This window comes from Streptomyces sp. G5(2025) (genome assembly GCF_049542075.1).
GTDB lineage: Bacteria > Actinomycetota > Actinomycetes > Streptomycetales > Streptomycetaceae > Streptomyces.
Genome location: NZ_JBMUZT010000006.1, coordinates 3,083,607 through 3,107,960, shown reverse-complemented (window position 1 = coordinate 3,107,960; position 24,354 = coordinate 3,083,607). Strand labels below are relative to the sequence as shown.

Sequence of the window (24,354 nt, the reverse complement as noted above, 5' to 3'; positions counted from 1 at the left end):
ATCGCGAGCGGAGGTGAACGGATGAGGCGGAGCCTTACGCTGATCACACCCATTCGTTATTCGTCGCACTACATCGCAGCCCGGAGACAACGGTGCAATTCCACGACTCGATGATCAGTCTCGTCGGCAACACCCCGCTGGTGAGGCTCAACAATGTGACCGCGGGGATCCAGGCGACCGTCCTGGCCAAGGTCGAGTACTTCAACCCCGGCGGATCCGTGAAGGACCGCATCGCCCTGCGCATGATCGAGGCGGCCGAGCAGAGCGGGGAGCTGAAGCCCGGCGGCACCATCGTCGAGCCGACGTCCGGCAACACCGGCGTCGGGCTCGCCATCGTGGCCCAGCAGAAGGGCTACAAGTGCATCTTCGTCTGCCCGGACAAGGTGTCCCTTGACAAGATCAACGTGCTGCGCGCGTACGGCGCCGATGTGGTGGTCTGCCCGACCGCCGTCGACCCCGAGCACCCGGATTCGTACTACAACGTCTCCGACCGCCTCGTACGCGAGACGCCCGGCGCCTGGAAGCCCGACCAGTACAGCAACCCGAACAACCCGCTCTCCCACTACCACTCCACCGGCCCGGAGCTGTGGGAGCAGACGGAGGGGAAGATCACCCACTTCGTGACGGGCATCGGGACCGGGGGCACCATCTCCGGGACGGGCAATTACCTGAAGGAGGCCTCCGGCGGCCGGGTGAAGGTCGTCGGCGCCGACCCCGAGGGGTCCGTGTACTCCGGCGGCTCCGGGCGGCCCTACCTCGTCGAGGGCGTCGGTGAGGACTTCTGGCCGACGGCGTACGACCGGAACGTGACCGACGAGATCATCGCGGTGTCCGACAAGGACTCCTTCCAGATGACGCGGCGCCTGGCCAAGGAGGAGGGGCTGCTCGTCGGCGGGTCCTGCGGCATGGCCGTCGTGGCGGCGCTGCGCGTCGCGGAGCGGCTCGGCCCGGACGATGTCGTGGTCGTCCTCCTGCCCGACTCCGGGCGCGGCTACATGAGCAAGATCTTCAGCGACGAGTGGATGAACGACTACGGCTTCCTGGAGCAGGCCGGCGACCAGCCGCGCGTCGGTGACGTGCTGCGCCGCAAGGAGGGCGGCGCGCTGCCCTCGCTGGTGCACATGCACCCCGAGGAGACCGTGGGCGAGGCCATCGAGGTGCTGCGCGAGTACGGCGTCTCGCAGATGCCGATCGTGAAGCCGGGTGCCGGTCACCCCGACGTGATGGCCGCGGAGGTCATCGGCTCGGTCGTCGAACGCGAGTTGCTGGACGCGCTGTTCACGCAGCGCGCCTCGCTCGGCGACCCGCTGGAGAAGCACATGTCGGACCCGCTGCCGCAGGTCGGCTCCGGTGAGCCGGTGGCCGACCTGATGTCGGTGCTCGGCGGCGCGGACGCGGCGATCGTCCTGGTCGAGGGCAAGCCGACGGGCGTCGTCAGCCGCCAGGACCTCCTGGCGTTCCTCGCGGAGCAGCAGGGGCAGTAAGCGGCCCGGAGCCACCGGGGCGGGAACTTCGCGGAAGTGGTACGCGTGCGACACGTCGCAGCAGCACGCGCTTAACACTACTGCGGCACCTTGGTGGTTGTCGGCGTCAGGAACTCCGGAGCGGCTCCCGGACCTCCACGGACGCCTGGACGCGGCCTGGCCCTGACCCGGCCCGCGTCCCTCGCGGGGACCGCCGTCGTCCCGCCCCCTGGTTCGCCGGGGGTGCGGCGGCCCCCGCGGTGACGTTCCGCCGGGCGGTTCCTCGGCCGCGGGTGCGTTGTGGTTGCTCGCGCAGTTCCCCGCGTACGGGACGCGCCCCTTACGGGGTGCCCCCTTACGGGGTGCCCCCTTACGGGATGCCCCCTTACGGGGTGCTCCGCTGGGCCGGGGTCGCGGTCCAACTGCCCAGCAGCGCCAGCCTTTCCGCGCTCTTTGTGCCTGGCTCCGCCATGTAGACGACCAGGATCTGTTCCGGATCGCCGGGCAGCGTCATCGTCTCGTAGGGAAGGACGAGTTCACCCACGACGGGGTGGAGGATCCGCTTCACGCCGTGGGTCTTCTCCTTGACCTGGTGGTCCGCCCACAGGCGGCGGAACGCCTCGCTCTTTAGCTGCGCGGGCACATCGACAACGACGAGCTGAGCGAACAGCTGGACGGCATGTTCGGCGCGGTCGGGTCGCTGGCCTCACACGACGGCGCGGACCTCATCGCCTACGCGGCCGGCCGCCCTCGCCACGTCAACCTCCGTCAGCTGATCGTCCTGCCCACACGCCAGGCGTAGTCCACGGACGCGGGGCTCAGTCGTCCCACTCCGAGCCGCGGTCCCTGCGGCGGCCGAAGGAAGCGCCCCGGAGCGCGTGCACCCCGTTCACGCCGCAGATGCCCGCCCATGTCACGACGAGGCCGGTCAGGCCGGCGTTGGTCGCGCCGATCGCGGAGAGCGGCACCGCGAGGATCAGCGAGATCACCCCGAAGCCGAACCGCTCGCTCCACGAGTCCAGCGGGCTGCCGGACGGCGAGCGGGCGGCGCCGCGCGCGACGACCATCTGCTGCTCGGCCAGGTGGCGGCGCATGCGCCGGTCGACCGTGCCGTCCAGGCGCTGCTCGATCTTTCCGAGGAAGGAGTCGACCAGGGCGGAGTCGTACTCCTCGCCGAGCTCTCTGCGGGCGTGCAGAGTGGCGTCGAGTTCCTTCTTGAGGTCGGCCTTGAGTTCGGCGTCACGGGCTTCCATAGCCGCCTACGTTACGGGGCCGGAGCCTCGTCGGCGGTGGGGCTAACCCCCCTTTCCTGCCGGGGGCCGGCCCCTGGTGTCCCGGCACCGCGCCGCGCCAGCGTCCAGTACAGCGCCGCGGGCACCACAAGCCCTACGATCCACGAGATGTCGGCGCCGCCCAGCGGCTCGACGAGCGGGCCCGTGTAGAAGTGCGTGACGAGGAAGGGGAGCTGGGCGAGGAGCCCGACGCCGTAGACGACGAGGGCGTCCCAGCGCCAGGCGCCGTAGCGGCCGTGCGGGTCGAAGAGCGCCGGGATGTCGTAGCGCTCGCGGGAGATCAGGTAGTAGTCGACGAGGTTGATCGCCGACCACGGCGTGAAGAAGGTCAGCAGGAACAGCAGGAAATCCTTGAAGGACGTCAGGAAGCTGTCCTTGCCCAGCAGGGCCACGGTCGTGCCCGCCACCATGATCACGGCGATGTACGCGGCGCGCCCGCGCGGCCCGAGCACCTTCAGGCCGCGGAAGCCGCTGACGCTCGTCACCATCGACATGAAGCCGCCGTAGGTGTTGAGCACGTTGATGGTCAGCTTGCCGAGCGCGATCACGAAGTACAGGAAGGAGGCGATCAGGCCGGTGCCGCCGAGGCCGACGACATAGCCGACCTGGTGGGCGAGGAAGGCGTCCCCCGCGTTCGCCGCGACGAGCACCCCGAAGGTCATGGACCACTGCGAGCCGATCGCCGACCCCGACAGGGTCCACCAGAAGGTGGCCTTCCCGGATGTCGTACGCGGCAGATAGCGCGAGTAATCCGCCACGTACGGCCCGAAGGCGAGCTGCCAGGACGCCGAGAGGGAGACGGCGAGCAGGAACATCGGCAGGTCGAAGTGGGCGTCGCTCAGCAGGGCGGAGACGTCCACGCGGTCGACGAGCCGGAAGCCGAGGTAGACGAACGCGAGCGCGCAGATCACGCTCGCGACTCGGCCGAGCGCGTGGATGACGCGGTAGCCGACCGCAGCCATGACCGCCGTGACGACGGCGAAGAGCACGATGCCGGTGGTGTCGTCCGTGTGCGTCAGCTCGGCCGTGGCCTGCCCGGCGAGGACGCTGCCGCTCGCGAAGAACCCGACGTACATGAGGATGACGAGGAGCAGCGGGACGACCGCGCCCTTCACGCCGAACTGGGCCCGCGACTGGATCATCTGCGGCAGGCCCAGCTTCGGGCCCTGCGCCGAGTGCAGGGCCATCACCGCGCCGCCCAGCAGATTGCCGAGGACGAGGCCGACGAGCGACCACACCACGTCGCCGCCGAAGACGACGGCGAGGGCGCCCGTGACGACCGCGGTGATCTGGAGGTTGGCGCCGAGCCAGAGCGTGAACTGGCTGAACGCCGTGCCGTGCCGTTCGTCGTCCGGGACGACGTCGATGGAGCGCCGCTCCACCAGGTCTTCAGCTGCCATGACGCGCGACTCCCTACGGGTGTGCCGGGTGCCCTCCTGTATAACGTCATGCACAGTCCACGCAGACTGAATAGATTGTCAATAGGTGGACCATGGGTGGCCATGGGTGGCCATGGGTGGTCCACGGGTGGCCCATGGCCGGCTCACCGACCGAACAAGAGGGGACGGCATGACCGACAGTCCTGCGGCACGGCTGCAGGTGCTCTTCGAAGGGCACCGGCTCACGCCCACGCAGCGGCGCATCGCGCACTGCATGGTGCGGCGGGCGGCGGACGTCCCCTTCCTCTCCAGCGTCGAACTGGCGGAACTGGCCGGGGTCAGCCAGCCCTCGGTCACCCGCTTCGCGGTCGCGCTGGGCTTCGACGGCTACCCGGCGCTGCGCAAGCACCTGCGGGACGTGGCACCCGCCGAGGCGGCCGCGGCGGACTCCCTCAACGAATACCAGCAGGCGGTCGAGGCGGAGATCCAGAACCTCCGGCACCTGGCGGAGGCCCTCGCCGACCCCGGGCCGGTGGAGCGGGCGGGCCGCCTCCTCGCCGCCTCCCGCCCCCTCCTCGTCCTCGGCCTGCGGGCCGCGGCCTCCCAGGCGTACGGCTTCGCGTACTTCGCCGCCAAGGTCCACCCCGACGTACGCCTCCTCCACGAGGGCGGCACGATGCTGACCGACCGCATCGACGCGGCGGTCCGCGCGGGCGCCACGGCCCTCCTCTGCTTCGCGCTGCCGCGCCACCCCCGGGAGGTCGTCGACGCGCTGGCCCACGCGAGGGAGGCGGGCCTGACGGTGGTCACGGTGGCGGACTCCCCGTTCGCCCCGGTGGCGACGTACTCCCACCTCCTGCTCCCGGCCGCCGTCGGCACAGGCCTGGCCTTCGACACGGCCTGCGCCCCGATGCTCCTGGGCCGCGTCCTCCTGGAGTCCATGTGCGACGGCCTCCCGGACGCGCAGGCCCGCCTGGAGGAGTTCGACGCGGGGGCGGCGGCGCGGGGGCTGTTCGTGGAGTGAGCCGCGCTTATGGGTGAACGGTTCGTGGCCCTGGGGCGGCCCCGCTGCGGCGGTCAGTAGTCCAGCAGCAGCGAGCCGTCAGGCACTTCGAGAAGGTGAGCCGAGCGTGCCGACACCCGCCAGGGAAGAGGGCGCGACCGTCCGCGCCCGGTCGTAGAGGCCCCGAGCGGTGGCGTTCTTCCGGTGGGGCCGCAGGAGGCCGAACATGGTTCTGATCCGGTCGTCGGCGCGGCCCGACTGCACCATGGGGTAGTCGTCGAGGGCCTGGTGCCAGGTGGCGCAGGCGGCTTCCAGGTGGCCGATCTCCAGTTGGCGCTCAGCCAGCGTGGCGCGGTGCCGTACGCGGGCGCGGCGGTAGACGCTGTAGCGCACCTTGTCCGACTCCTGCATGGCCTCGATGGCGCCGGAGACATCACCGAGTTCATAACGCACCTGGCTGATGTGGTAGTTGAGAGCCGCGGGATCGTACGAACCGAACGCCTTGCCGCGCGACTCCGCGCGTTCCATGGCCGCCTGCGCCTCCCGGATATACCGCAGCGCGCCCGAACGATCCCTGATCTGCGCGGCGGCATGCGCCTGCCGGCCCACGAGGAACGCCCGCAGTCGGGGCCCGGCCTTCGGTGAGGCGGCGGCTGCGGCGTCGGCCAGCTCCATGGCTTTCGCCGCAGTGCGCGGGCGCGCACACCCAGCCGCGACTCTTCCTGCCGGTGGCGGGTGAGGCGCTGTGCCCCGAGTGGCGTCGGGCGCGGGCGGGGGCAGAGCCACAGCCCAGGGACCCCGTCGCCGTAGGTGGCGCGGCGCGGCCGTGCGGGCCGCGCTGAGGGGAGTCGGCTGAGCGGCGGCTCCCCGTCGGAGCCCCGCTACGCCTCCGGCACGGCGAAGCGGAAGAGCTTGCCGGACCAGGTGGCGTAGAGATCGTCGCCCATGACCTGCGCCGTCCAGGAACCGGAGCCGCCGGTGGCCTTGTGGTGCCAGACTTGCTTGCCGGTGTCGGCGTGGAAGGCGTACAGGCCCTTCTTGCCCGCCGCGAGGAAGAGGCCGCGCAGAGCGCCGAGGAAGGCGAGGTCGTCCACGCCCGCCCCCGCCGTCCAGCGTTTCGCGCCGGTCTTGGCGTCGAGGCCGTACAGGACCTTCTTGTCCAGGTAGCAGACGGTCGCACCGGCGCGTGCGAACCCGCGGTTGCCGCGGGCGGCGGTCTCCACCGACCACAGGGCCTTGCCGGACGTGGGGTCGAACGCGGCGAGCAGGCCGCGGGTCGAGCCCTGGAAGGCCGTGCTGGGGTAGCAGAACAGGACGTCGCCGAGCAGGCTCATGGACCCCGACCAGCCGAGGATCTCGCTGTTCGTCGGCGGGAGTTCGGTGGGCTCGCTCCACAGGGTCCTGCCGTCGTCGGGGTCTAGGGCGAGCAGCTTCATGTCGGCGGCGATGCCGTAGAGCACCTTGCTCTTGCCTGTGCCTGTGCCTGTGCCCTTGCCCTCGCCTTTGTCCTTGCCTGCGCCCATGTCCTTGTCCGTCGGGTCCAGGGTGACGAGGTCCCTCGTCCACACGCGCTTGCCCGTCTCCCGGTCCAGGGCGGAGTAGCCCCTGAGCATCGCGCCCGGTATCTCCTTCGACGTGCCGCCCCAGGCGAGCAGCGCGCCCGCCGGGGTGGCGCCGATGATCATGCTGACGTCTTCCTTGTCGCGCGAGGTCCACCGCACGTCACCGCTCGACGCCTCCAGGGCCCGGAACCGTCCGCCGCTCCTGGTCACGACCAGCCTGCCGTCCGTGAATTCCAGCTCGGGAGCGCTGTCGCCGACCGGGGGCACGTCCCACAGCTTCTTGCCCGAACGGCCGTCGAAGGCGTGCACCTTGCCGTCGGTGCGTACCGTGTAGACGCGCTTGTCGTCCGCGCGGGCGTCGGTGTTCTGGCCGCCGAGGTCCTTCCACAGCAGCTTGCCGGTGCGCCGGTCGAAGCAGGCGCCGGAGGTCCTCGCCGCGCACAGCAGCGTGGACCGGGTCACCGTGTGCAGGAACATGCCGGGCTGCGGAAGTTCCTCGGTCCAGTCGAGTTCGGGCGGGGTGGCGGCCGTGCCCCCGCCGTCCTGGCCGCCCGAGCGCAGCCACCAGGCGGTGCCCCCGGCCGCCGCGGTCACGGCGAGTGCCGCGCCGCCGAACAGCAGCCGGCGGCGGCTGAACAGCGGGGCGCGCAGCGCGCCCTGGAGCGTGCGCTGGTCCTCCGTCACCTGGAGCTCGACCGCGCCGAGCCAGCCCGCGGTGGTCTCCGGACGCAGCCAGGACTGGAGCTGCCCAACGGTGGGGCGGCGGGCGGGGTCCTTGTCGAGGCACGCGGCGACGATGCCGAGCAGGGCGTGCGGGACGCCGGCCAGCTGCGGCTCTTCGTACGCGGCACGGTAGAGCAGCGCGTGGACCGCGCCGGTGCCGAAGGGCGGTACGCCGGTGGCGGCGAAGGCCAGCACCGCGCCGAAGGCGAACACGTCGCTCGCGGGCGTCAGTTCGCCCCCGCGTGACTGCTCGGGCGACATGAAGCCGGGCGATCCCGCGACCTGGCCCTCGGCGGTGAGCACCGTTCCGTCGACGGCCCGGCTGATGCCGAAGTCGATGACCCGGGGGCCGTCGAGGGTCAGCAGGATGTTGGACGGCTTGAGGTCGCGGTGGATGAGCCCGGCGCGGTGGATCGCGGCCAGCGCCTCCGCGAGGCCGCCGCCGAGAACGCGCAAGGTGGCCTCGGGCATGGGCCCGTGGGCGCCCAGGGCGTCGGCGAGGGAGGGGCCGGGGATGTACGCGGTGGCCAGCCACGGCTGCGGGCCCTCCGGGTCGGCGTCCACGACCGGCGCCGTGAAGGCCCCTGAGACCGCGCGGGCGGCGTCGACCTCGGCCTTGAAACGGCGGCGGAAGTCGGGGTCGGCGGCCAGTTCGGGACGTACGACCTTCACGGCCACGGCACGGCCGCTGCGCGACGCGGCGAGGTGGACGCGGCCCATGCCGCCCGCGCCGAGTTCCCGGATCACCCGGTAGGGGCCGATGGAGGTGGCGGTGGAGGCGGCCGGCGGCGGTGTGGACGGAGCCGGTGTGGACGGGTCCGGTGTGGTCGGCGGCATCGGTGGCGGTGCGGGTGGCATGGTCACGGTGTGTCGCTCCGGAAGGCGTGGAGGGTGGTCTCGGACGCGGCGAAGAGGGTGCTGCCGGAGGCCTGGAGCAGCCAGGGGTTCTTGCCCCCGGCCTTGGCGTCGGCCTTGCCGCCGGAGGGCCGGTGGGCCCAGAGCGGCTTGCCGTCGGAGGCGCGCAGGACGATGAACCCCGGGACGTCGCCGCCGGCGTACGTGGCGATGGCCACCACGGACGCGGAGACGGCGGGGCCCTGGTCCCGCGCGCCGCCGGTGGTCGTCAGGCCCACCGGGCTCGCGGTGTGCCACACCTGCTCACCACCGCGCATGTCCAGGGCGAATACGGTGCCCGGACCGTCGTACAGATAGGCCCGTCCGCCCCGCACTCTGGCCGCGCTGATCGTGGTCGTCTCGTTGACGGCGGTCCACAGCTTCTTGCCGTCCGTGACGCGGAACGCCTGCGCCTTCGTACTGGTCACGAGCAGGGTTTCGCCGTCGGTGGACAGGTGCGGATAGGCGCCGGGCTTGACGACGTCCCGCACCTTCCACCGCTCGGCGCCCGAACGCAGGCCGAGGCCACGGAGCGTGCCGTTGTCCTGGAGGAAACAGAGGCCCCCGTCGGCGTACGCCTGGAAGTCGCTGCCATTGACCGCGCGCGACCACAGCACCTTGCCCGAGCCCAGGTCGACGGCGAGCACCCCATACCCCTTGTCGCCACTGGTGCCGACGACCGCGACCGAACCGGCGACCGACTGGATGCTGTCGACGAAGTCGGCGAAGCCGGTGGACCGGGCGTCGGTGCCCTGCTCGGTGACCGTGTGCGCGAACTTCTGCTTGCCCGCGGCGTCGACGCCGAGGAGATAGCCGCGCTCGCCGCTCCAGGCCGCGGCGAAGAGCAGTGATCCGCGTACGCCCAGCCACTTCGGGTCGGTCGAGACGTCGGAGGGCAGGCGCGGCGAACCCGTCCAGCTCTGCTTCCCGGTGGCGGTGTCGTAGGCGATCGCGCGTCTCTGCTCCCAGTGCACCAACGTGTCGCCGAGAAGGTGGAGTTCCGCGCTCTCCAGCTTCTTCAGCGGGGCCGTCCAGTGCGGCTCGGGGCCGGCCGGGACCTTGCGTTCGGGGCGGCCGGTGGAGCCCTCGCCGCCGCCCGGGGCCTTGTTCTCGCCGGGCTTCGACCGCCAGCCGGTGAGCGCCGCCACGCCTCCGCCCGCCGCGACGGTCGTACCGGCCGCGGCGATCCACAGGAACCTGCGGCGACTCGGCCCGCCGGGGGCGGTGACGTCGGGCGGCGCGAGGGGCGTCATGGGCACGGGCGGCGCGGCCACCAGGGCGGCGGCGTGTGCCTGCCGTCGCGCCAGGTCCTCCCGCAGACCCTCCGTGAGCAGCGCGGCGGGGTCGGCGGCGCCCAGCGCGGCCAGCACCGACGCGGCGGGCGGCCTGCGGGCGGGGTCCTTGTCCAGGCAGGCGCCGATCAGGGGGCGCAACGCCGTTGGCACGCCGTCCAGTTGTGGCGGATGGTGGACGGCCCGGTAGAGGATCTCCGCCGTCCCACCGGAGCCGAAGGGGCCCTGCCCGGTGGCCGCGAAGACCAGGACGCAGCCCAGGGAGAAGAGGTCGGCCGCCGGTCCGGCGTCGCGGCTCGACACGATCTGCTCGGGTGCCATGAACCCGGGCGTGCCCATCACGGCGCCCGTCCGTGTCACCTGGGTGGCGTCCACCGCGCTGCTGATGCCGAAGTCGATGACGCGGGGCCCGTCCTCGGTGACGAGTACGTTGCCGGGCTTGAGGTCGCGGTGGACGATCCCGGCGCCGTGAATGGCCGGCAGCGCCTCCGCGAGGCCGGTGCCAAGGGCCCGCAGGGCCGCCTCGGGCAGCACGCCGAAGCGGCGTACGACGTCGTGCAGGGACGGCGCGGGGACGTAGGCCGTGGCCAGCCAGGGCTGGGGGGCGTCGGCGTCCGCGTCGAGCACCGGCGGGGTGAAGAAGCCGCTCACGCGGCGCGCGGCCTCGGCCTCGCGCCGGAAACGCCCGCGGAAGTTCGGTGCCTCCGCGTACTCGGGCCGGATGACTTTCAGGGCGACCAGCCGCGACCCCGGGGACCTGGCCAGGAAGACCCTGCCCATGCCGCCTTCGCCGAGGAGCTGGAAGACCTCGTAGGGGCCGATGCGGGCGGGACTCCGGGGCCGGGGACCCTGGCCCGGCGGCTGTGGCGGCTGTGGCGGCTGCGGCACAGTGGTCGGCGTCGACGTCGGCGTCGTCGGTCGCACGGCCGTGGGGTCGCCGCCCGCGCAGGGATGTGTGTGCACGTCGTCGTCGCGGCGGTCAGCTCATCGAGGCGAGCACGTCACGGGCGGCGGTGATGATGGTGTCCTCCGCCTGCTCGCGGGTGAGGTCGGAGGTGTCCTGGCTGTAGACGAGGTCCACTGCGAGTGCGGCGTTGCCCTCGCGGACGACCACCTTGGCGTACGTCAGCGACCCGCCCTTGGAGTCGACGTGGTGAGCGGCGAAGGCCTCCTGGCCGATCCCGTTGACGGAATGGGGGTCCTCCACCGTCCCCGCGACCGCCCTGAGAACACCCCGCTTCTTGAGGTCGTACTGGCCCTTGACGTTCGCGCCGACCGTGAGGCTCACGTCCAGGCTCTGATAGTCGCCGCCGTAGCCGGGGTGCTCCCACCGCGGCATCCTGCTGATCATCATGGACGTGTCCGCGTCGTCCGTGAAGCTGGGCTTGCATTCGGCGCCGGGCGCGATCTTCGCGATGGTGGCCGGCTTGATCAGCTCACACCCCTTGGGCACCTTGGTGAACGCCTTGCCCGCGGAGGGGGCCTTGGGCTTGGCGGCGCCTTCCGGTCCGCCGTCCGGCACACCTGGCTCGGCCGCTGCGCTGCCGCCCTTGCTGTCGTCGTCTCCCGACGTGACGACGACCACCCCGACGATCACGGCCACGGCGAGCGCCGCCGCGCCGCCGATCAGCCAGCCGCGCGAACGGCCACCGCGCGGGCCCGGGCCGCCGGGGCCGTCGAAGCCGCCGGGACCACCCGGCGGAACCGGCTGTGACCAGGCCGAAGGCGCGTCCGGCGCCTGCGGCGGGACGGGCGGCGGCGCCTGGCCGGGCACCGGGGGCGGCGCCTGGCCGAAGCCTTGCCGTGGGTCCACCTGTGGGTTCTCACTCACGGAACAGCTCGCTTTCCTACGGGGTACGCCCTCGGGAGCGGACACGACGCGCCGTACCCTCTCGCGAGACACTGCAATGGCGATGAAATTCTGGTGAAGCAGCGGACGCGACCACCGCTGAGGACGCCTGAGCGCGCCTGAGGACGCCGAAGTGCGCCTGGGTACGCCTGGGTACGCCTGGGCATGGCCAACTACGAGGACACCGGGGGAACTTCGGAGTGAGTGCGAACACGGGGGACAAGAGAGCGGGCGCGACCGGTACGGAGGGCGCCGCGGACCGGCTGCGCCTCTCCTTGCTCGGCCCGGTCAGCGGGCACCGCGGCGAGGTGCCGCTCGAACTCGGGCCCGTACGACGCCAGGCCGTGCTGGCCGCCCTGGTGCTGCGGGCGGAGACGCTCGTCACCCATCAGCAACTCCTGGACGACGTATGGGGACTCGAACCCCCGGGCACGGGCCGCCGGGTCCTGCCCAGCTACGTCTACCCCCTGCGCAAGGCACTGGACGCGCCCGGCACCGGCCCCGCCGCGTCCGTGATCCGCGGTGAGCGCGGCGGCTACCGCTTCGTCTGCCTGCCGGGCCAAGCCTGCACCGACGTCAGGGAGGTGGCCGCCGATGCCGCCTCCATACGCGGCGCGCGGACCGCCGGCGACCTCGCCGCCGCCCTCGGGGGCTGTACGCGGGCGCTGAGCCGGTTCCGCGGGGAGCCGCTGGCCGGCCTGCCCGGCCCGCTCGCCGACGCCGAGCGGCAGCGTCTCACCCGGCAGCGGCGCACCCTCCACCAGGAGCGGGCGGAGTGCCTGGTCCTCTTGGGCCGGTACGCGGAGGCGCTGGACGCGCTGGACGCGCTGCCGGCCATCCCTTCGGCGCATCCGCACGACGAACCACTCGCCGCCCTGCGGATGCGCGCCCTGTACGGCAGCGGCCGGCAGGCCGAGGCGCTCGCCGTCTACCGGGAGACCCGTGACCGGCTCCGCGGCGAGCTGGGCGTGGAGCCCGGTGACGAACTGCGCCGAGTACACCAAGGCGTACTGCGCCGGGACGACACGACGCTGCTCGGTCGGCCACCGTCACCCGACGGCTCAGGCACGGCCACCGCCGAGGCACCACCTTCGCCTGCCGGGCCGGCGCCGCTTTTTCGGCTGCCGCCGCCCAGGTGCCGCCGTCGGCTGCCGCCCCGGCGTCGCTCCCGGCTGCCGCCCCGGCCTCGCCTTCGGTTGCCGCCGAGGTGTCGCCGTCGGCTGCCGCCCCGGCGTCGCTCCCGGCTGCCGCCCCGGCCTCGCCTTCGGTTGCCGTCGAGGTGTCGCCGTCGGCTGCTGCCCCGGCGTCGCCGTCGGCTGCCGCCCCGGCCTCGCCTTCGGCCGCCGTCGAGGTGTCGCCCTCGGTTGCCGTCCCGGTACCGCCTTCGGTTGCCGTCCCGGCGTCGCTCCCGGTTGCCGCCCACGCGTCGCTCCCGGCCGCTGCCCAGGTGCCGCCTTCGGTGGCCGCCCCGGCGCCACCCCGGGGAGCCGTCCAGGCGCCGCCCTTGGCTGCCGCCCCGGTACCGTCCCCGGTAGCGGCCCAGTCGCCGCCCTCGGCTGCCCCGCTCTCGGCTGCCGCCCCGCCCCTGGCCGCCGCGACGGCATCACCCCCGGCCGCCGCGACGACATCACCCCCGGCGGCCGCCCCCCAGGCCCCGCCCCCGGCAACCACCCCGCCCCCACCCCCGGCGCCCGAGCCTCCGCCCCCCTCACGGCCCCGCCGCAACGAACTCCCCGGTGACATCCCCTGGCTCATCGGCCGGGAGGGGGAACTCGGCCTGCTCACCGCCCCCGTGGACCCCGGTTCCGTCTCCGTGGCCGCCGTGGACGGCACGGCGGGCGTCGGTAAGACCGCCCTGCTGGTCCGCGCCGCCTGGACGTTGCACGAGCAGTACCCGGACGGCTGCCTGTTCGTGGACCTGCACACGCACGGCGCCCCCCACGAGAGCCTGCGCCCGCAGCGCGCACTGCACCGGCTGCTCCGTTCCGTCAACGGCGTCGGCGACGAACTGCCCGGCGAACTCCCCGAGTTGGTCACCGCCTGGCGGGCGGCCACCAGCTCCCTGCGGCTGCTGCTCGTCGTGGACGACGCCCGCAGCGCGGAACAGGTACGCCCTCTGCTGCCCGCGGGCCCGGGCAGCCGGGTCCTCGTCGCCGGCCGCCAGCGCCTGCCCGGCCTCGACGCCGACCGGCGCCTCACCGTGGAGCCGCTGGACACGGGCGAGGCGGTCACCCTGCTCACCCGCCTCCTCGGCGAGACCCGCGCCGAACAGGAACCGCGGGCCGCGCGGGAACTCGCCCGCCGCTGCGGCGGTCTCCCCCTGGCGCTGCGGATCGCCGGGGCCCGGCTCCAGAACCGCCCGTCCTGGACCCTGGCCCACCTGGTCGGCCGGCTGTCGGACGACGAACGCCGCCTGGGCGAGCTGCGGGCGGAGGACCGCAGCGTGGAAGCCGCCTTCCGGGTCTCCTACGACCTGCTGGCCCCCGAACTGCGGCGCGTCTTCAGGGCGTTGGGCCAGACGCCGACCGCCGACTTCGACGGGCTCGCCCCCGCCGTCATGCTGGGCAGCCCGCTGCACGACACCGAGGACCTCCTGGAGAGCCTGGTCGACGCGAGCCTGCTCCAACAACCGCGCCCCGGTCGCTACCGGCTGCACGATCTCGTACGCGACCACACGCGCCGCCTCGCCGCCACCGTGCCCGAAGAGGCCGCCGGGGACCGCGCCGCCGTGCTGCACCTGTACACGGCCGCCGGCCGCATCGCCAGCGACTGGGGGCCCGAAGGCTTCCCGACCGGCCCCGACGTCTCCCGCTCGCCCTTCCGCGACTGGCGGGAGGCCGACGCGTGGCTGGAGGGCGCGGGCGGGCAACTCCTCGACGTGGTCGCTTTCGCGGCGGCCACCGGGCAGCACGACCACGCCTGTTGGATCGCCGAGTCCCTGGTCGACCCGCTGGTCCGCCAGGGCCGCTACCACGAATGCCGTTCCGCCCTGGAGCTCGCGCTGCCCAGCGCCGACCTGGCCGACGACCGGCGGATGCCGTCCTCCCTGCGCAACTGCCTGGCCATCGCGGACATCTACCAGGCGCGTTTCCCGCAGGCGCACGCCTGGTGCACCGACGCGCTGCGCCTCGCCCGCCACCAAGGCGACCTGCGCGAACAGGCCCGCGCGACCGCCGGTATGGGCGCCGCGGAGCGGGCGATGGGCCGCTTCCCGGAGGCGGCCGCCCACCTGAGCGAGGTCATGGAGCTGGCGGCCCGGCTCGACGACGACTGGCTGGCCGGCATGTCCAGCTGCAACCTCGGCGCCCTCCACGACCAGCAGGGACGGCATGGGGAAGCGCTCACGTACTACGCCGTCTCCCTCACCTTCGCCGAGAAGATCGGCCGCCCCAGGATGATCAGCAAGACCCTGTGCTTCACCGCCGAGGCCCATCTGGCGCTCGGCCGGCACACCGAGGTGAAGGACCTGACGCGCCGTGCGGCGGAGCTGGCCCTGGAGGTCGGCGATCTGCAACTGCGGGCGACGAGCCTGTCCCTGCTCGGCGCCGCCGAACACGGCCTCGGGGACCTGCCGCTGGCCATCACCCTGCAACGCGAGGCTCTCGCCACCCTCACCGAGCACACCAGCAGACCCCTGGAGAGGGAGGTCCGCCACCGCCTCGGCCGCACCTACGCGGCGGCCGGCCACCCGGCGGAGGCCGAGCGGCAGTTCCACCTGGCCCGGTCCTTGGCACCCTGAGGGCCCCCGTTCATCCGTTCCTCTCACCCTCTCCTCAGATTCCGCCGCTATCCTCCTGCGCCGAAGCAGCGGAGGCGCAGGAGGAGGCGACATGGGCCGCGGTGGACATGGCCTGGCGAGAGTGCCGGTGGTCGTACGGGCGGGGGCCGCGCCCCTGTGGTGGCTCGGGGTGGCCGCCGCCGGTGTCGGGGCGCTCCCGGACGGGCTCACCGGGCGGCGCATCGGCGCGCTCGCCGGGGCCGCGCTGTTCCTCGTGACGGCCGCCGTCGTCGCGTACGCCCGTATGAAGCGTTACGACGCCCTGGCCCGCGGGGCGACCCGCGCCGGGAAGCACGACGTGCTCCAGAGCCGTGCCGTGACCGTGCGCAACTGGCGGCGCGGGCACCGGTGGTGGCTCGCCGCCGCCTTCCTCGCCGCGCTCGCCGGAGCCTTCCTGGTGCCCGTGGCCGGCGGCGCCGTCCTCGCGGGCGCGGGCACCGGCCTCTGGGCGAAGGCCACCCGCCTGGGCCGCCGCGAGCAGGATGGCGACGTACTCCTGTGGGTACGCGTCGACTGGCTCGGCCGCGGCGCGGGCGCCCCGGCGGGCAAGACCGTCCAGGCGTACCGCACGACGGGTCCGGCGGCGGGCGACGCGGCGCCGGGCGGGGCACGGCGCCGCGCGGGCGCTGTCGGTGCGGGGCGCTGAGCGTCACCCCTCGCCGCAGGCGCGGGCTGTAGTGCGTGAAGGCCGCCTGGCTGGGCCACGGCGCGGGCGCCCCGGCGGACAAGGCCTGCGGGCGTACCGCACGACGGGCCCGGCGTGGGGCGCTGAGCGTCACTCCTCGCCGCAGGCGCGGGCGCCCCGCACGGCAAGGCCATCCGGGCCCACCGCACCACGGGCCCGGCCGCGGGTGACGCCGCGCCCGGCGGGGCGCGGCGCCGCACCTCCATAGCGGCGCGGTAGCGGCTACTCCTCGCCCCGCGCCTTCAGCACCACCTTGTTGACCGCCCACAGCGCCACGCCGATCGCGAGCAGGACGCCCGCGCGGATGTAGACCTCCGCCGGGCGGTCGGCGAGCGGGCTCGCGAGGATCAGGGCCGTGATCGCGCCGAGGACCGGCAGGGCCGTAGGCGTGCGGAAGTGGGCGTGGTCCACGCGGTCGCGGCGCAGGACCAGCACCGCCACGTTGACCACCGCGAAGACGCACAGGAGCAGGAACGCCGTCGTGTCGCCGAGGCCCTCGATCTCGCCCGTCGTGACCAGGCCGATCGCGAGCAGCGAGACGAAGACGATGCCGACGACGGGCGTGCGGCGCCGCGCGAGGACGCGGCCCATGGCGCGCGGCAGGATGCGTTCGTTGGCCATGCCGTAGCAGAGCCGGGAGGCCATCATGATGTTGATGAGCGCCGAGTTGGTGACCGCGAACAGCGCGATCAGCGCGAAGAGTTTGTGCGGGAAGTCGACGCCGCCCGCCTTGACGACCTCCAGGAGCGGGCCGCTGGAGCTTTCGAGCGTCTTGTAGTCGACGAGGAGGGACGAGACCAGCGCCACCAGAACATAAACCGTGCCCGTCACCGCGACGCCGATGAAGATCGCGCGCGGGAACGTCCGCACCGGGTCCTTGGTCTCCTCGGCCATGTTGACCGAGTCCTCGAAGCCGACGAAGGCGAAGAAGCCGAGCGCGGTCGCGCCGAGGACGCCGGTCATCAGGGCGTATCCGGTGCCGCCCCCGGCCTCGAATTCGGTGAGGCGGGAGGGCTCACCGTCCCCGGACAGTACGGCGTACGCGCCGATCGCGAGGATGATCGCCAGGCCGGTCAGTTCTACGAGCGTCAGGACCACGTTCGTCTTCACGGACTCCGAGACGCCCCGCAGGTTCAGCGCCGCGAGCAGCACGATGAACGTGATCGCGATCAGGGTCGGCGGCAGCGCGTCCCCCGTCAGTTCGCTGAGGTAGTCGCCGCTGAAGGCGCGGGCCGCCGCGCTCGCCGACGAAAGCCCCGAGCACATCACCATGAACGCGATGATGAAGGTCAGGAACGGCGTCTTGAACGCCTTCTGGGTGTAGAGGGCGGCCCCCGCCGCCTTCGGATACTTGCCGACCAGTTCGACGTACGACGCCGCCGTCAGGATCGCCACCACGAACCCGATCGCGAACGGCAGCCACAGCGCACCGCCGACCTTCCCCGCGACCTTGCCGGTGGTGGCGTAGATGCCCGTGCCGAGGATGTCGCCGATCACGAAGAGGATCAGCAGCTTGGGGCCGATGGCACGGCGCAGCGCGCCGTCCTCGGCGGGCGGTGGCGCGGTGGCGGGTGTGCCGGATGCCGTCATGGGAGCCTCCCCCGAGACCGGGAACACGTTCTGGAGGGAGGGTCTGCCCGTGAGCCACGTCACTATGCGCGAGTTGAGGAACCTCAGAGCCTGGGGCGGCGACCGTCAGGACGACGGCGCGTCCACTGCCGACAGGCAGTGGTGGGCGCCCAGTTCCTCCAGGCGTTGATTGATGGAATCGGCCTTTCGGTTGAACGACTGCGTCAGCTCGTCGAAATCCTGCAACGTCTCCTGCGGGTTCTGCACATCCACATGGCGCAGCTTCTCCGCCGCCCGATAGAGCGTGCGGTCGGCCGCGCGCATGTCGTCGACCACCGATTTCGTCTCGTCGGCGCGTGAGTCGGGGGTGCGTATTCTGCTGAGATCCCCTGCCTGCTTGTTCTGCAAGCCGGCCAATTTATAGAACATGTTCCCGGTGGCGACGAAATCGTCTCGGGTCGCCGTTCCTTGGGTGTACGCCTCGTCCAGGCCCGCGAGAGCGTCGTTGGCGTCTCTCGCCGCTTCGTCCAGATCCCCCTGGGTCTGCGCACAGGCGGCGTTCGCCTCTTTGCTCCAGTCTTTGAGCGTGAAATCAGGGTCCGGCCAGACCTCGATCAGCCCGATGACGACGCCGGCGACCGCTGCCCCCACGCCGAGCATCTCCCAGATGCGCCTGCGAGGAATACCGTTGTTGTTCGGCGGCGCCGGTGTCGGTGGTGATGTCGGTGGTGCCGGTGTCGGCCCCCCACCGTTCGGGTCATGAACCATTTTGCCCCCTGGTGTTTCAATCCCCAGGGGCAAGTGAAGCACTCGGCAGCCGGAAAAGGGACGGGATCATGCAGTCCTTGTCCAGTTCTCACCTTTTCCCGAGGCCATCGCATGGGTGGCTTCTCATGCAAAGGCTGTACGGGTCATGGGACGTCCCGGCAGGCCTTGCCCAGCGGAAACGTTAATCCTTTCGCGGGCAAAGCAGAAACTGTTTCTCCGGTTCGCTTGGAGCGGCGTGCGGCGTGCGGCGAGCGGCGAGCGACGAGCAGCGATCGGCGAGCGGCGTCACGTGGCGCTCACAGGTACCGCAGCGCGTCCCGTTCCGAGCCGCCGCCCGCCTCCGCCACGATTTCGTCGAGGGTCTGCGGCTCGCGCGCGGCGGCGAAGCGCACATCGTCGTCGTAGATCGAGAAACCGTGAATGCCGGGCCTGACCAGACTGTTGTACGAATAGTGCTGCGCGAAATAGTAGGCGCCGGTGTCCAACGCGGCGATGTGGTCGCCCTGTTCGAGCAGCGGCAGCGGGCGGTTCTCGGCGAGCAAGTCGCCCGCGAAGCAGGCCGGGCCCGCGATGTCCTGTCCGACGGCGGGCCCGCTCTTGGGCCGCCCCAACGCGTCGTACGCGGCGATCCGCAGCGGCCACGACAGCGGCGCGTACACCGTCCGGGTCGCCACCTGCACGCCCGCGTGCGTCACCGCGATGGGCCTGCCGCCCGCCTCCTTCGCGTACTCGACGCGGGCGAGGAGCGTGCCGTGCTTGGCGAGCAGGGACCGGCCGAACTCGGTGACCAGGCCGTAGCGCCCGTCGAGCAGCCCCGGCACCCGCGCCTTGAGGCGGCGCGCGTACTGCGCGTGGGTCGGACTCTCCGCGTCGGAGGCGAAGTTGACGGGCAGGCCACCGCCGATGTCGACCGTGTCGATCTGCCGCCGACCGGCGCGTTCGTTGATCTCCTCGGCCAGTTCGTACGCCGCTCCGACCCCGCGCACCATCATCTCCAGCGGCATGCCCTGCGAACCGGAGTGCGCGTGCAGGCGGGTCAGCCACGGCCGGTCCAGGAAGGCCCGGACCGCCCACTGCCTGGCGTCCTCGTCGAGCAGCGGTACGCCGAACTTGGAGGTGGCCGTGGCCGTCGACAGGGCGCCGATCGAGCCGCCGCCGATCTGCGGGTTGACGCGCAGCCCGACGGGGGAGGCGGTCGGCGCCGACCGGACGAGCGCGTCGAGACGGGCCAGCTCCTGCGGGTTGTCGGCGTTGACGGCGATGCCGAGCGCGAGGGCCTGGCGCAGTTCGGCGAGGGTCTTGGCGGGGGAGTCCAGGACGGTGTCGCCGGGCGCGATCCCGGCGGCCCGCGCGAGGGCCAGCTCGCCGGGGCTGGCCACCTCGGCGCCGATCCCGGCCGCGCGCAGCAGCCGCAGGACCGGCACGAGCGGGGTGGCCTTCACCGCGAAGGCGTGCAGGACGGGGGTGCCGGGCGGGGTGACCGCCTCGAAGGCGGCGCGCAGGGCGGCGGCGCTCGCGCGGATGCCGGCGATGTCGAGCAGGCCGGCGACGGGAGTCTCGGGCCTGATGACGCCCTGCTCGACGGCGGCGCGGACTGCGTGGTCGCGGCGGGCGGCGCGGGCGGCTCCGGCCTGGCCGTCCGTGTGGAGGTCCTGCGTCTGCTGGTCGTCATCCTCGTCGTGGGCCATGCGATCCAGCCAATCATCCGGGGCGGGGCCCTCGCTGGCGTACTCGCGCACCCGTTCGCTATTGACTAGCTCTATTCAGCCCCTCAGGATGTGAATAACAAGGTCACAGTCGGCAGAGCGACGACAGTCACAGCAGGTTCACGCGAGGAGGCACCGCCCCATGTCAGGACCCCGCCCCGTACGAGCGCCGCGCGGCACGGAACTCAGCGCCCTGGGATGGCAGCAGGAAGCCGCCCTCCGGATGCTCCAGAACAACCTCGACCCCGAGGTCGCCGAGCATCCCGACAAGCTCGTCGTCTACGGCGGCACGGGCAAGGCCGCGCGCGACTGGCGCTCCTTCGACGCGATGGTGCGCACCCTCCGGACGCTCAAGCAGGACGAGACGATGCTCGTCCAGTCCGGCCGCCCCGTCGGCGTGATGCAGACCCACGAGTGGGCGCCGCGCGTCCTGATCGCCAACTCCAACCTGGTCGGCGACTGGGCGAACTGGGAGGAGTTCCGCCGCCTGGAGCAGCTCGGCCTGACCATGTACGGCCAGATGACGGCCGGTTCGTGGATCTACATCGGCACGCAGGGCATCCTCCAGGGCACATACGAGACGTTCGCGGCGGTGGCGGCCAAGAAGTTCGACGGCACGCTGGCGGGCACCATCACCCTCACCGCGGGCCTCGGCGGCATGGGCGGCGCCCAGCCGCTCGCCGTCACCATGAACGACGGCGTCGCGATCTGTATCGACTGCGACCCGCGCGCCATCGAACGCCGCATCGAGCACAAGTACCTGGACGTGAAGGCCGACTCCCTGGAGCACGCGCTCCAGCTCGCCGTCGAGGCCCGCGACCAGCGCAAGCCGCTCTCCATCGGCCTGCTCGGCAACGCGGCGGACCTCCTGCCGCGCATGCTCGCCGAGTCCGCGCCCATCGACATCGTCACGGACCAGACGTCCGCCCACGACCCGCTGTCGTACCTCCCCGTGGGCGTCGACTTCGACGACATGCAGACGTACGCGGTGAAGGACCCGGCGGGCTTCACCACCCGCGCCCGTGAGTCCATGGCCAGGCACGTCGAGGCCATGGTCGGCTTCATGGACGCGGGCGCCGAGGTCTTCGACTACGGCAACTCGATCCGCGGCGAGGCCCAGCTCGCGGGCTACGACCGCGCCTTCGCCTTCCCCGGCTTCGTCCCCGCCTACATCCGCCCCCTCTTCTGCGAGGGCAAGGGCCCCTTCCGCTGGGCGGCGCTGTCCGGCGAGGCCTCCGACATCCACAAGACGGACAAGGCGATCCTCGACCTCTTCCCGGAGAACGAGTCGCTCCACCGCTGGATCAAGATGGCGGGCGAGCGCGTCCACTTCCAGGGCCTCCCGGCCCGCATCTGCTGGCTCGGCTACGGCGAGCGCGACAAGGCGGGCGAGCGCTTCAACGACATGGTGGCGTCCGGCGAGCTCCAGGCCCCCCTGGCGATCGGCCGCGACCACCTGGACTGCGGCTCCGTCGCCTCCCCGTACCGCGAGACGGAGGCCATGCTCGACGGCTCCGACGCGATCGCCGACTGGCCGCTGTTGAACGCCATGGTCAACGTCGCCTCGGGCGCCAGCTGGGTCTCCCTCCACCACGGCGGCGGCGTCGGCATGGGCCGCTCCATCCACGCGGGCCAGGTCTCGGTCGCCGACGGCACGAAGCTCGCCGGCGAGAAGATCCGCCGGGTGCTGACCAATGACCCGGGGATGGGCGTCATCCGGCACGTGGACGCGGGGTACGACATCGCGGAGTCGGTGGCGGACGAGAAGGGCGTGCGGGTTCCGATGCGGGAGGGTGACGGCGCGTGAGCGATCAGGCCGCTGCCCCGTCGTTCCAGGAAATGTGGCGGGACCTGGCCCCCATCGGCCGTGACGCCGGGTCGCGCGGCTACCGCCGCTACGCCTGGACCGGGGCCGACGCGGACTGCCGCGCCTGGTTCAAGGCCCAGGCGGAGTCCCGCGGCCTCACCTACGAACTGGACCGCAACGGCAACCAGTGGGCGTGGCTGGGCGACCCGGCCGCCGGGGACGCCGTCGTCACCGGCTCGCACCTGGACTCCGTACCCGACGGCGGCGCCTTCGACGGCCCCCTCGGCGTCGTCTCCTCCTTCGCGGCACTGGACGAACTCCGGGCGCGCGACGCGGAATTGCGCAGACCGCTCGCCATCGTCAACTTCGGTGACGAGGAGGGTGCCCGCTTCGGCCTGGCCTGCGTGGGCTCCCGCCTCACCGCCGGGCAGCTCACCGCCGAGGCCGCGCGCCAGCTGCGGGACGGCGACGGCGTGACGCTGCCGCGGGCGATGGAGGCTGCGGGGTACGACCCGTCGACGATCGGCCCCGACCCCGAACGTCTCGCCCGTATCGGCGCCTTCGTCGAGTTGCACGTCGAGCAGGGCCGCGCCCTGGACCTGACGGGCGACCCCGTCGGCATCGCGTCCGCCATCTGGCCGCACGGCCGCTGGCGCTTCGACTTCCGGGGCGAGGCCAACCACGCGGGCACGACCCGCCTGGCGGACCGCAGGGACCCGATGCTCACGTACGCGGAGACGGTCCTCGCCGCCCGCCGCGAGGCCGAACTCGCGGGCGCGGTGGCCACGTTCGGCAAGATCTCCGTCGAGCCGAACGGCGTCAACGCCATCCCGTCCCTCGTGCGCGGCTGGCTGGACTCCCGCGCCGCCGATCAGCCGACCCTCGACACAGTCGTCACGGGTATCGAGAAGGCGGCCCGCGAGTACGCGGAGCGCCACGGCATCGACCTCGATGTCGTACGCGAGTCCTTCACGCCGGTGGTGGAGTTCGAGGACGCGTTGCGCGACGAGCTGGGCGCGATCCTGGGCGGGGAGGCCGAGCGGCCGATCCCTGTCCTCGGCACGGGCGCCGGACACGACGCGGGTATTTTGTCCGGCTCGATCCCCACCGCCATGCTGTTCGTACGGAACCCCACGGGCGTCTCGCACTCCCCGGCCGAGTACGCCGCCGAGGACGACTGCCTGGCCGGGGTGACCGCACTGGCCGACGTACTGGAAGGGCTGGCGTGCAGGTGACGACGTACTGGATGGAGCACGCCTGGCTCGGCACGCACGTCGAGCCGGGCGTGGCGGTGGAGGTGACGGGCGAGCGGATCACGGCCGTCCGCAAGGACGTCGCGGCACCCCCACCGGGTGCCACGGTCCTGCGCGGCCTGACCCTCCCCGGCCTGGCCAACGCCCACTCGCACGCCTTCCACCGGGCACTGCGCGGCACGGTCCAGGTCGGCTCCGGCACGTTCTGGACGTGGCGCGAGGTCATGTACGGGGTGGCGGACCGCCTGACGCCCGAGAGCTACCACGCGCTGGCCCGCGCGGTGTACGCGGAGATGGCGCTGGCCGGCATCACGACGGTGGGGGAGTTCCACTACCTCCACCACCGGCCCGGCGGCGCCCCCTACGCCGACCCGAACGCGATGGGCGAGGCGCTGATCCAGGCGGCGGCGGACGCGGGCGTGCGCATCACGCTCCTGGACACGGCGTACGTGGCCTCCGGACTGCTCTCCGCGACGCGGGGGAAGGCGCCCGACCGCCACCAGCTGCGCTTCTCCGACGGCACGGCACAGGCGTGGGCGGAGCGGGCCTCGGCGCTCAAGGACCGCCCGCACGCCCGGATCGGGGCGGCGATCCACTCCGTACGGGCGGTTCCGGCCGCACAGCTGGGCACGGTCGCCCAGTGGGCGGCGGAGCGGCAGGCGCCCCTGCACGTCCACCTCTCCGAGCAGACGGCGGAGAACGACGCCTGCCAGGCGGTGCACGGCCGCACGCCCACGCAGCTCCTCGCGGACCACGGCGTCCTCGGCCCGCGCACCACGGGCGTCCACAACACGCACCTCACGGAGGAGGACATCGGGCTGCTCGGCGGCACGACGACGGGCACGTGCATGTGCCCGACGACGGAACGCGACCTGGCGGACGGCATCGGCCCCGCGGTCGCCCTGGAGCGGGCGGGCAGCCCCCTGTCGCTCGGCAGCGACAGCCACGCGGTGATCGACCTCTTCGAGGAGGCACGCGCGATGGAGCTGAACGAACGCCTCCGCTCGCATACGCGGGGTCACTGGACGGCGGCGGCGCTGCTGCGCGCGGCGACGGCCACGGGGCACGCGGCGCTCGGCTGGCCCGAGGCGGGCGTGCTCGAACCGGGCGCCCTGGCGGACCTCACCACGGTCGCCCTGGACACGGTCCGCACGGCGGGTCCGGTGCCGCGCCTGGCCGCCGAGACGGCGGTCTTCGCGGCAACGGCGGCGGACGTCCGCCATGTGGTGGCCGGGGGCCGGGTCGTCGTACGGGACGGCGCGCACGCGCTGGTACCGGATGTGCCGGGGGCGTTGGCGGAGGCGGTGGCGGCGCTGAGAGATTGACCGGTC

General features: G+C 72.7%; 16 protein-coding genes and 3 pseudogenes. 9 read left to right on the top strand and 10 right to left on the bottom strand.

Going from position 1 to position 24,354, the window contains the following annotated elements; genetic code table 11:
* Positions 1 to 92 precede the first annotated feature (92 nt).
* Positions 93 to 1,484 (top strand): cystathionine beta-synthase, encoded by a 1,392-nt coding sequence (locus ACOBQB_RS24825; protein WP_423594364.1) that lies wholly within the window; start codon positions 93 to 95, stop codon positions 1,482 to 1,484.
* A 364-nt stretch (positions 1,485 to 1,848) separates the two neighbouring features.
* Here the strand turns inward: ACOBQB_RS24825 and ACOBQB_RS24820 are convergent.
* A pseudogene (locus ACOBQB_RS24820) lies at positions 1,849 to 2,094 on the bottom strand (transcriptional regulator); the annotation flags it as partial.
* On the opposite strand from ACOBQB_RS24820, the pseudogene ACOBQB_RS24815 reads away from it, so the two are divergent.
* Positions 2,095 to 2,265: pseudogene (locus tag ACOBQB_RS24815) on the top strand (short-chain dehydrogenase); the annotation flags it as partial. It lies immediately after the preceding pseudogene.
* Positions 2,266 to 2,281: 16 nt separating this feature from the next.
* Here the strand turns inward: ACOBQB_RS24815 and ACOBQB_RS24810 are convergent.
* Together ACOBQB_RS24810 and ACOBQB_RS24805 are read right to left on the bottom strand one after the other, a co-directional pair.
* Entirely contained in the window at positions 2,282 to 2,716 is a 435-nt protein-coding gene (locus tag ACOBQB_RS24810; protein WP_423594362.1) for a hypothetical protein, read from the bottom strand.
* Between the two features lie 11 nt (positions 2,717 to 2,727).
* Positions 2,728 to 4,155 carry a purine-cytosine permease family protein gene (locus ACOBQB_RS24805; RefSeq protein ID WP_423594360.1) on the bottom strand — a complete coding sequence of 476 codons (1,428 nt, stop codon included), beginning with the start codon at positions 4,153 to 4,155 and terminating at the stop codon, positions 2,728 to 2,730.
* A 169-nt stretch (positions 4,156 to 4,324) separates the two neighbouring features.
* Here ACOBQB_RS24805 and ACOBQB_RS24800 point away from each other — a divergent pair, with 169 nt between their 5' ends.
* Positions 4,325 to 5,158 carry a MurR/RpiR family transcriptional regulator gene (locus ACOBQB_RS24800; RefSeq protein ID WP_423594358.1) on the top strand — a complete coding sequence of 278 codons (834 nt, stop codon included), beginning with the start codon at positions 4,325 to 4,327 and terminating at the stop codon, positions 5,156 to 5,158.
* A 78-nt stretch (positions 5,159 to 5,236) separates the two neighbouring features.
* On the opposite strand, the pseudogene ACOBQB_RS24795 reads toward ACOBQB_RS24800, so the two are convergent.
* From ACOBQB_RS24795 to ACOBQB_RS24780, 4 genes and pseudogenes are all read right to left on the bottom strand, one after another.
* Positions 5,237 to 5,830 (bottom strand): annotated as a pseudogene (locus ACOBQB_RS24795) (transcriptional regulator); the annotation flags it as partial.
* Between the two features lie 188 nt (positions 5,831 to 6,018).
* Positions 6,019 to 8,280 (bottom strand): protein kinase domain-containing protein, encoded by a 2,262-nt coding sequence (locus ACOBQB_RS24790; protein WP_423598736.1) that lies wholly within the window; start codon positions 8,278 to 8,280, stop codon positions 6,019 to 6,021.
* Positions 8,281 to 8,282: 2 nt separating this feature from the next.
* Positions 8,283 to 10,532, bottom strand: a complete 2,250-nt coding sequence (locus ACOBQB_RS24785; protein ID WP_423594356.1) for a protein kinase domain-containing protein — start codon at positions 10,530 to 10,532, stop codon at positions 8,283 to 8,285.
* Positions 10,533 to 10,587: 55 nt separating this feature from the next.
* On the bottom strand, positions 10,588 to 11,439 hold the full coding sequence (locus ACOBQB_RS24780; protein ID WP_423594354.1) for a hypothetical protein: 852 nt from the start codon (positions 11,437 to 11,439) through the stop codon (positions 10,588 to 10,590).
* Positions 11,440 to 11,657: 218 nt separating this feature from the next.
* Here ACOBQB_RS24780 and ACOBQB_RS24775 point away from each other — a divergent pair, with 218 nt between their 5' ends.
* The 3 genes from ACOBQB_RS24775 (at position 11,658) to ACOBQB_RS24765 (ending at position 15,881) form a co-directional block, all read left to right on the top strand.
* Entirely contained in the window at positions 11,658 to 12,992 is a 1,335-nt protein-coding gene (locus tag ACOBQB_RS24775; protein ID WP_423594352.1) for an AfsR/SARP family transcriptional regulator, read from the top strand.
* Positions 12,962 to 15,196, top strand: coding sequence for an ATP-binding protein (locus ACOBQB_RS24770; protein WP_423594350.1), 2,235 nt, complete (start codon positions 12,962 to 12,964; stop codon positions 15,194 to 15,196). The genes ACOBQB_RS24775 and ACOBQB_RS24770 overlap by 31 nt, the downstream gene beginning before the upstream one ends.
* Positions 15,197 to 15,287: 91 nt before the next feature.
* Entirely contained in the window at positions 15,288 to 15,881 is a 594-nt protein-coding gene (locus tag ACOBQB_RS24765; protein WP_423594348.1) for a hypothetical protein, read from the top strand.
* Between the two features lie 261 nt (positions 15,882 to 16,142).
* Here the strand turns inward: ACOBQB_RS24765 and ACOBQB_RS24760 are convergent, their stop codons facing one another.
* The 3 genes from ACOBQB_RS24760 to ACOBQB_RS24750 form a co-directional block, all read right to left on the bottom strand.
* A complete protein-coding gene (locus tag ACOBQB_RS24760) occupies positions 16,143 to 17,510 on the bottom strand; it encodes an APC family permease (RefSeq protein WP_423594347.1) in 1,368 nt (455 codons plus the stop codon).
* Positions 17,511 to 17,615: 105 nt separating this feature from the next.
* Positions 17,616 to 18,257: a hypothetical protein gene (locus ACOBQB_RS24755; protein ID WP_423594345.1), complete on the bottom strand. Its 642-nt coding sequence runs from the start codon at positions 18,255 to 18,257 to the stop codon at positions 17,616 to 17,618.
* A gap of 296 nt (positions 18,258 to 18,553) precedes the next feature.
* Positions 18,554 to 19,945, bottom strand: coding sequence for a diaminopimelate decarboxylase (locus ACOBQB_RS24750; protein WP_423594343.1), 1,392 nt, complete (start codon positions 19,943 to 19,945; stop codon positions 18,554 to 18,556).
* Between the two features lie 160 nt (positions 19,946 to 20,105).
* On the opposite strand from ACOBQB_RS24750, the gene hutU reads away from it, so the two are divergent.
* Genes hutU through ACOBQB_RS24735 form a run of 3 tightly spaced genes read left to right on the top strand, consistent with a single transcriptional unit; the run spans position 20,106 to position 24,348 of the window.
* Positions 20,106 to 21,770, top strand: a complete 1,665-nt coding sequence (gene hutU, locus ACOBQB_RS24745; protein WP_423594341.1) for a urocanate hydratase — start codon at positions 20,106 to 20,108, stop codon at positions 21,768 to 21,770.
* Between the two features lie 32 nt (positions 21,771 to 21,802).
* Positions 21,803 to 23,005: an allantoate amidohydrolase gene (locus tag ACOBQB_RS24740; RefSeq protein WP_423598734.1), complete on the top strand. Its 1,203-nt coding sequence runs from the start codon at positions 21,803 to 21,805 to the stop codon at positions 23,003 to 23,005.
* A gap of 11 nt (positions 23,006 to 23,016) precedes the next feature.
* Positions 23,017 to 24,348, top strand: coding sequence for a formimidoylglutamate deiminase (locus ACOBQB_RS24735; RefSeq protein ID WP_423598732.1), 1,332 nt, complete (start codon positions 23,017 to 23,019; stop codon positions 24,346 to 24,348).
* Positions 24,349 to 24,354 lie beyond the last annotated feature (6 nt).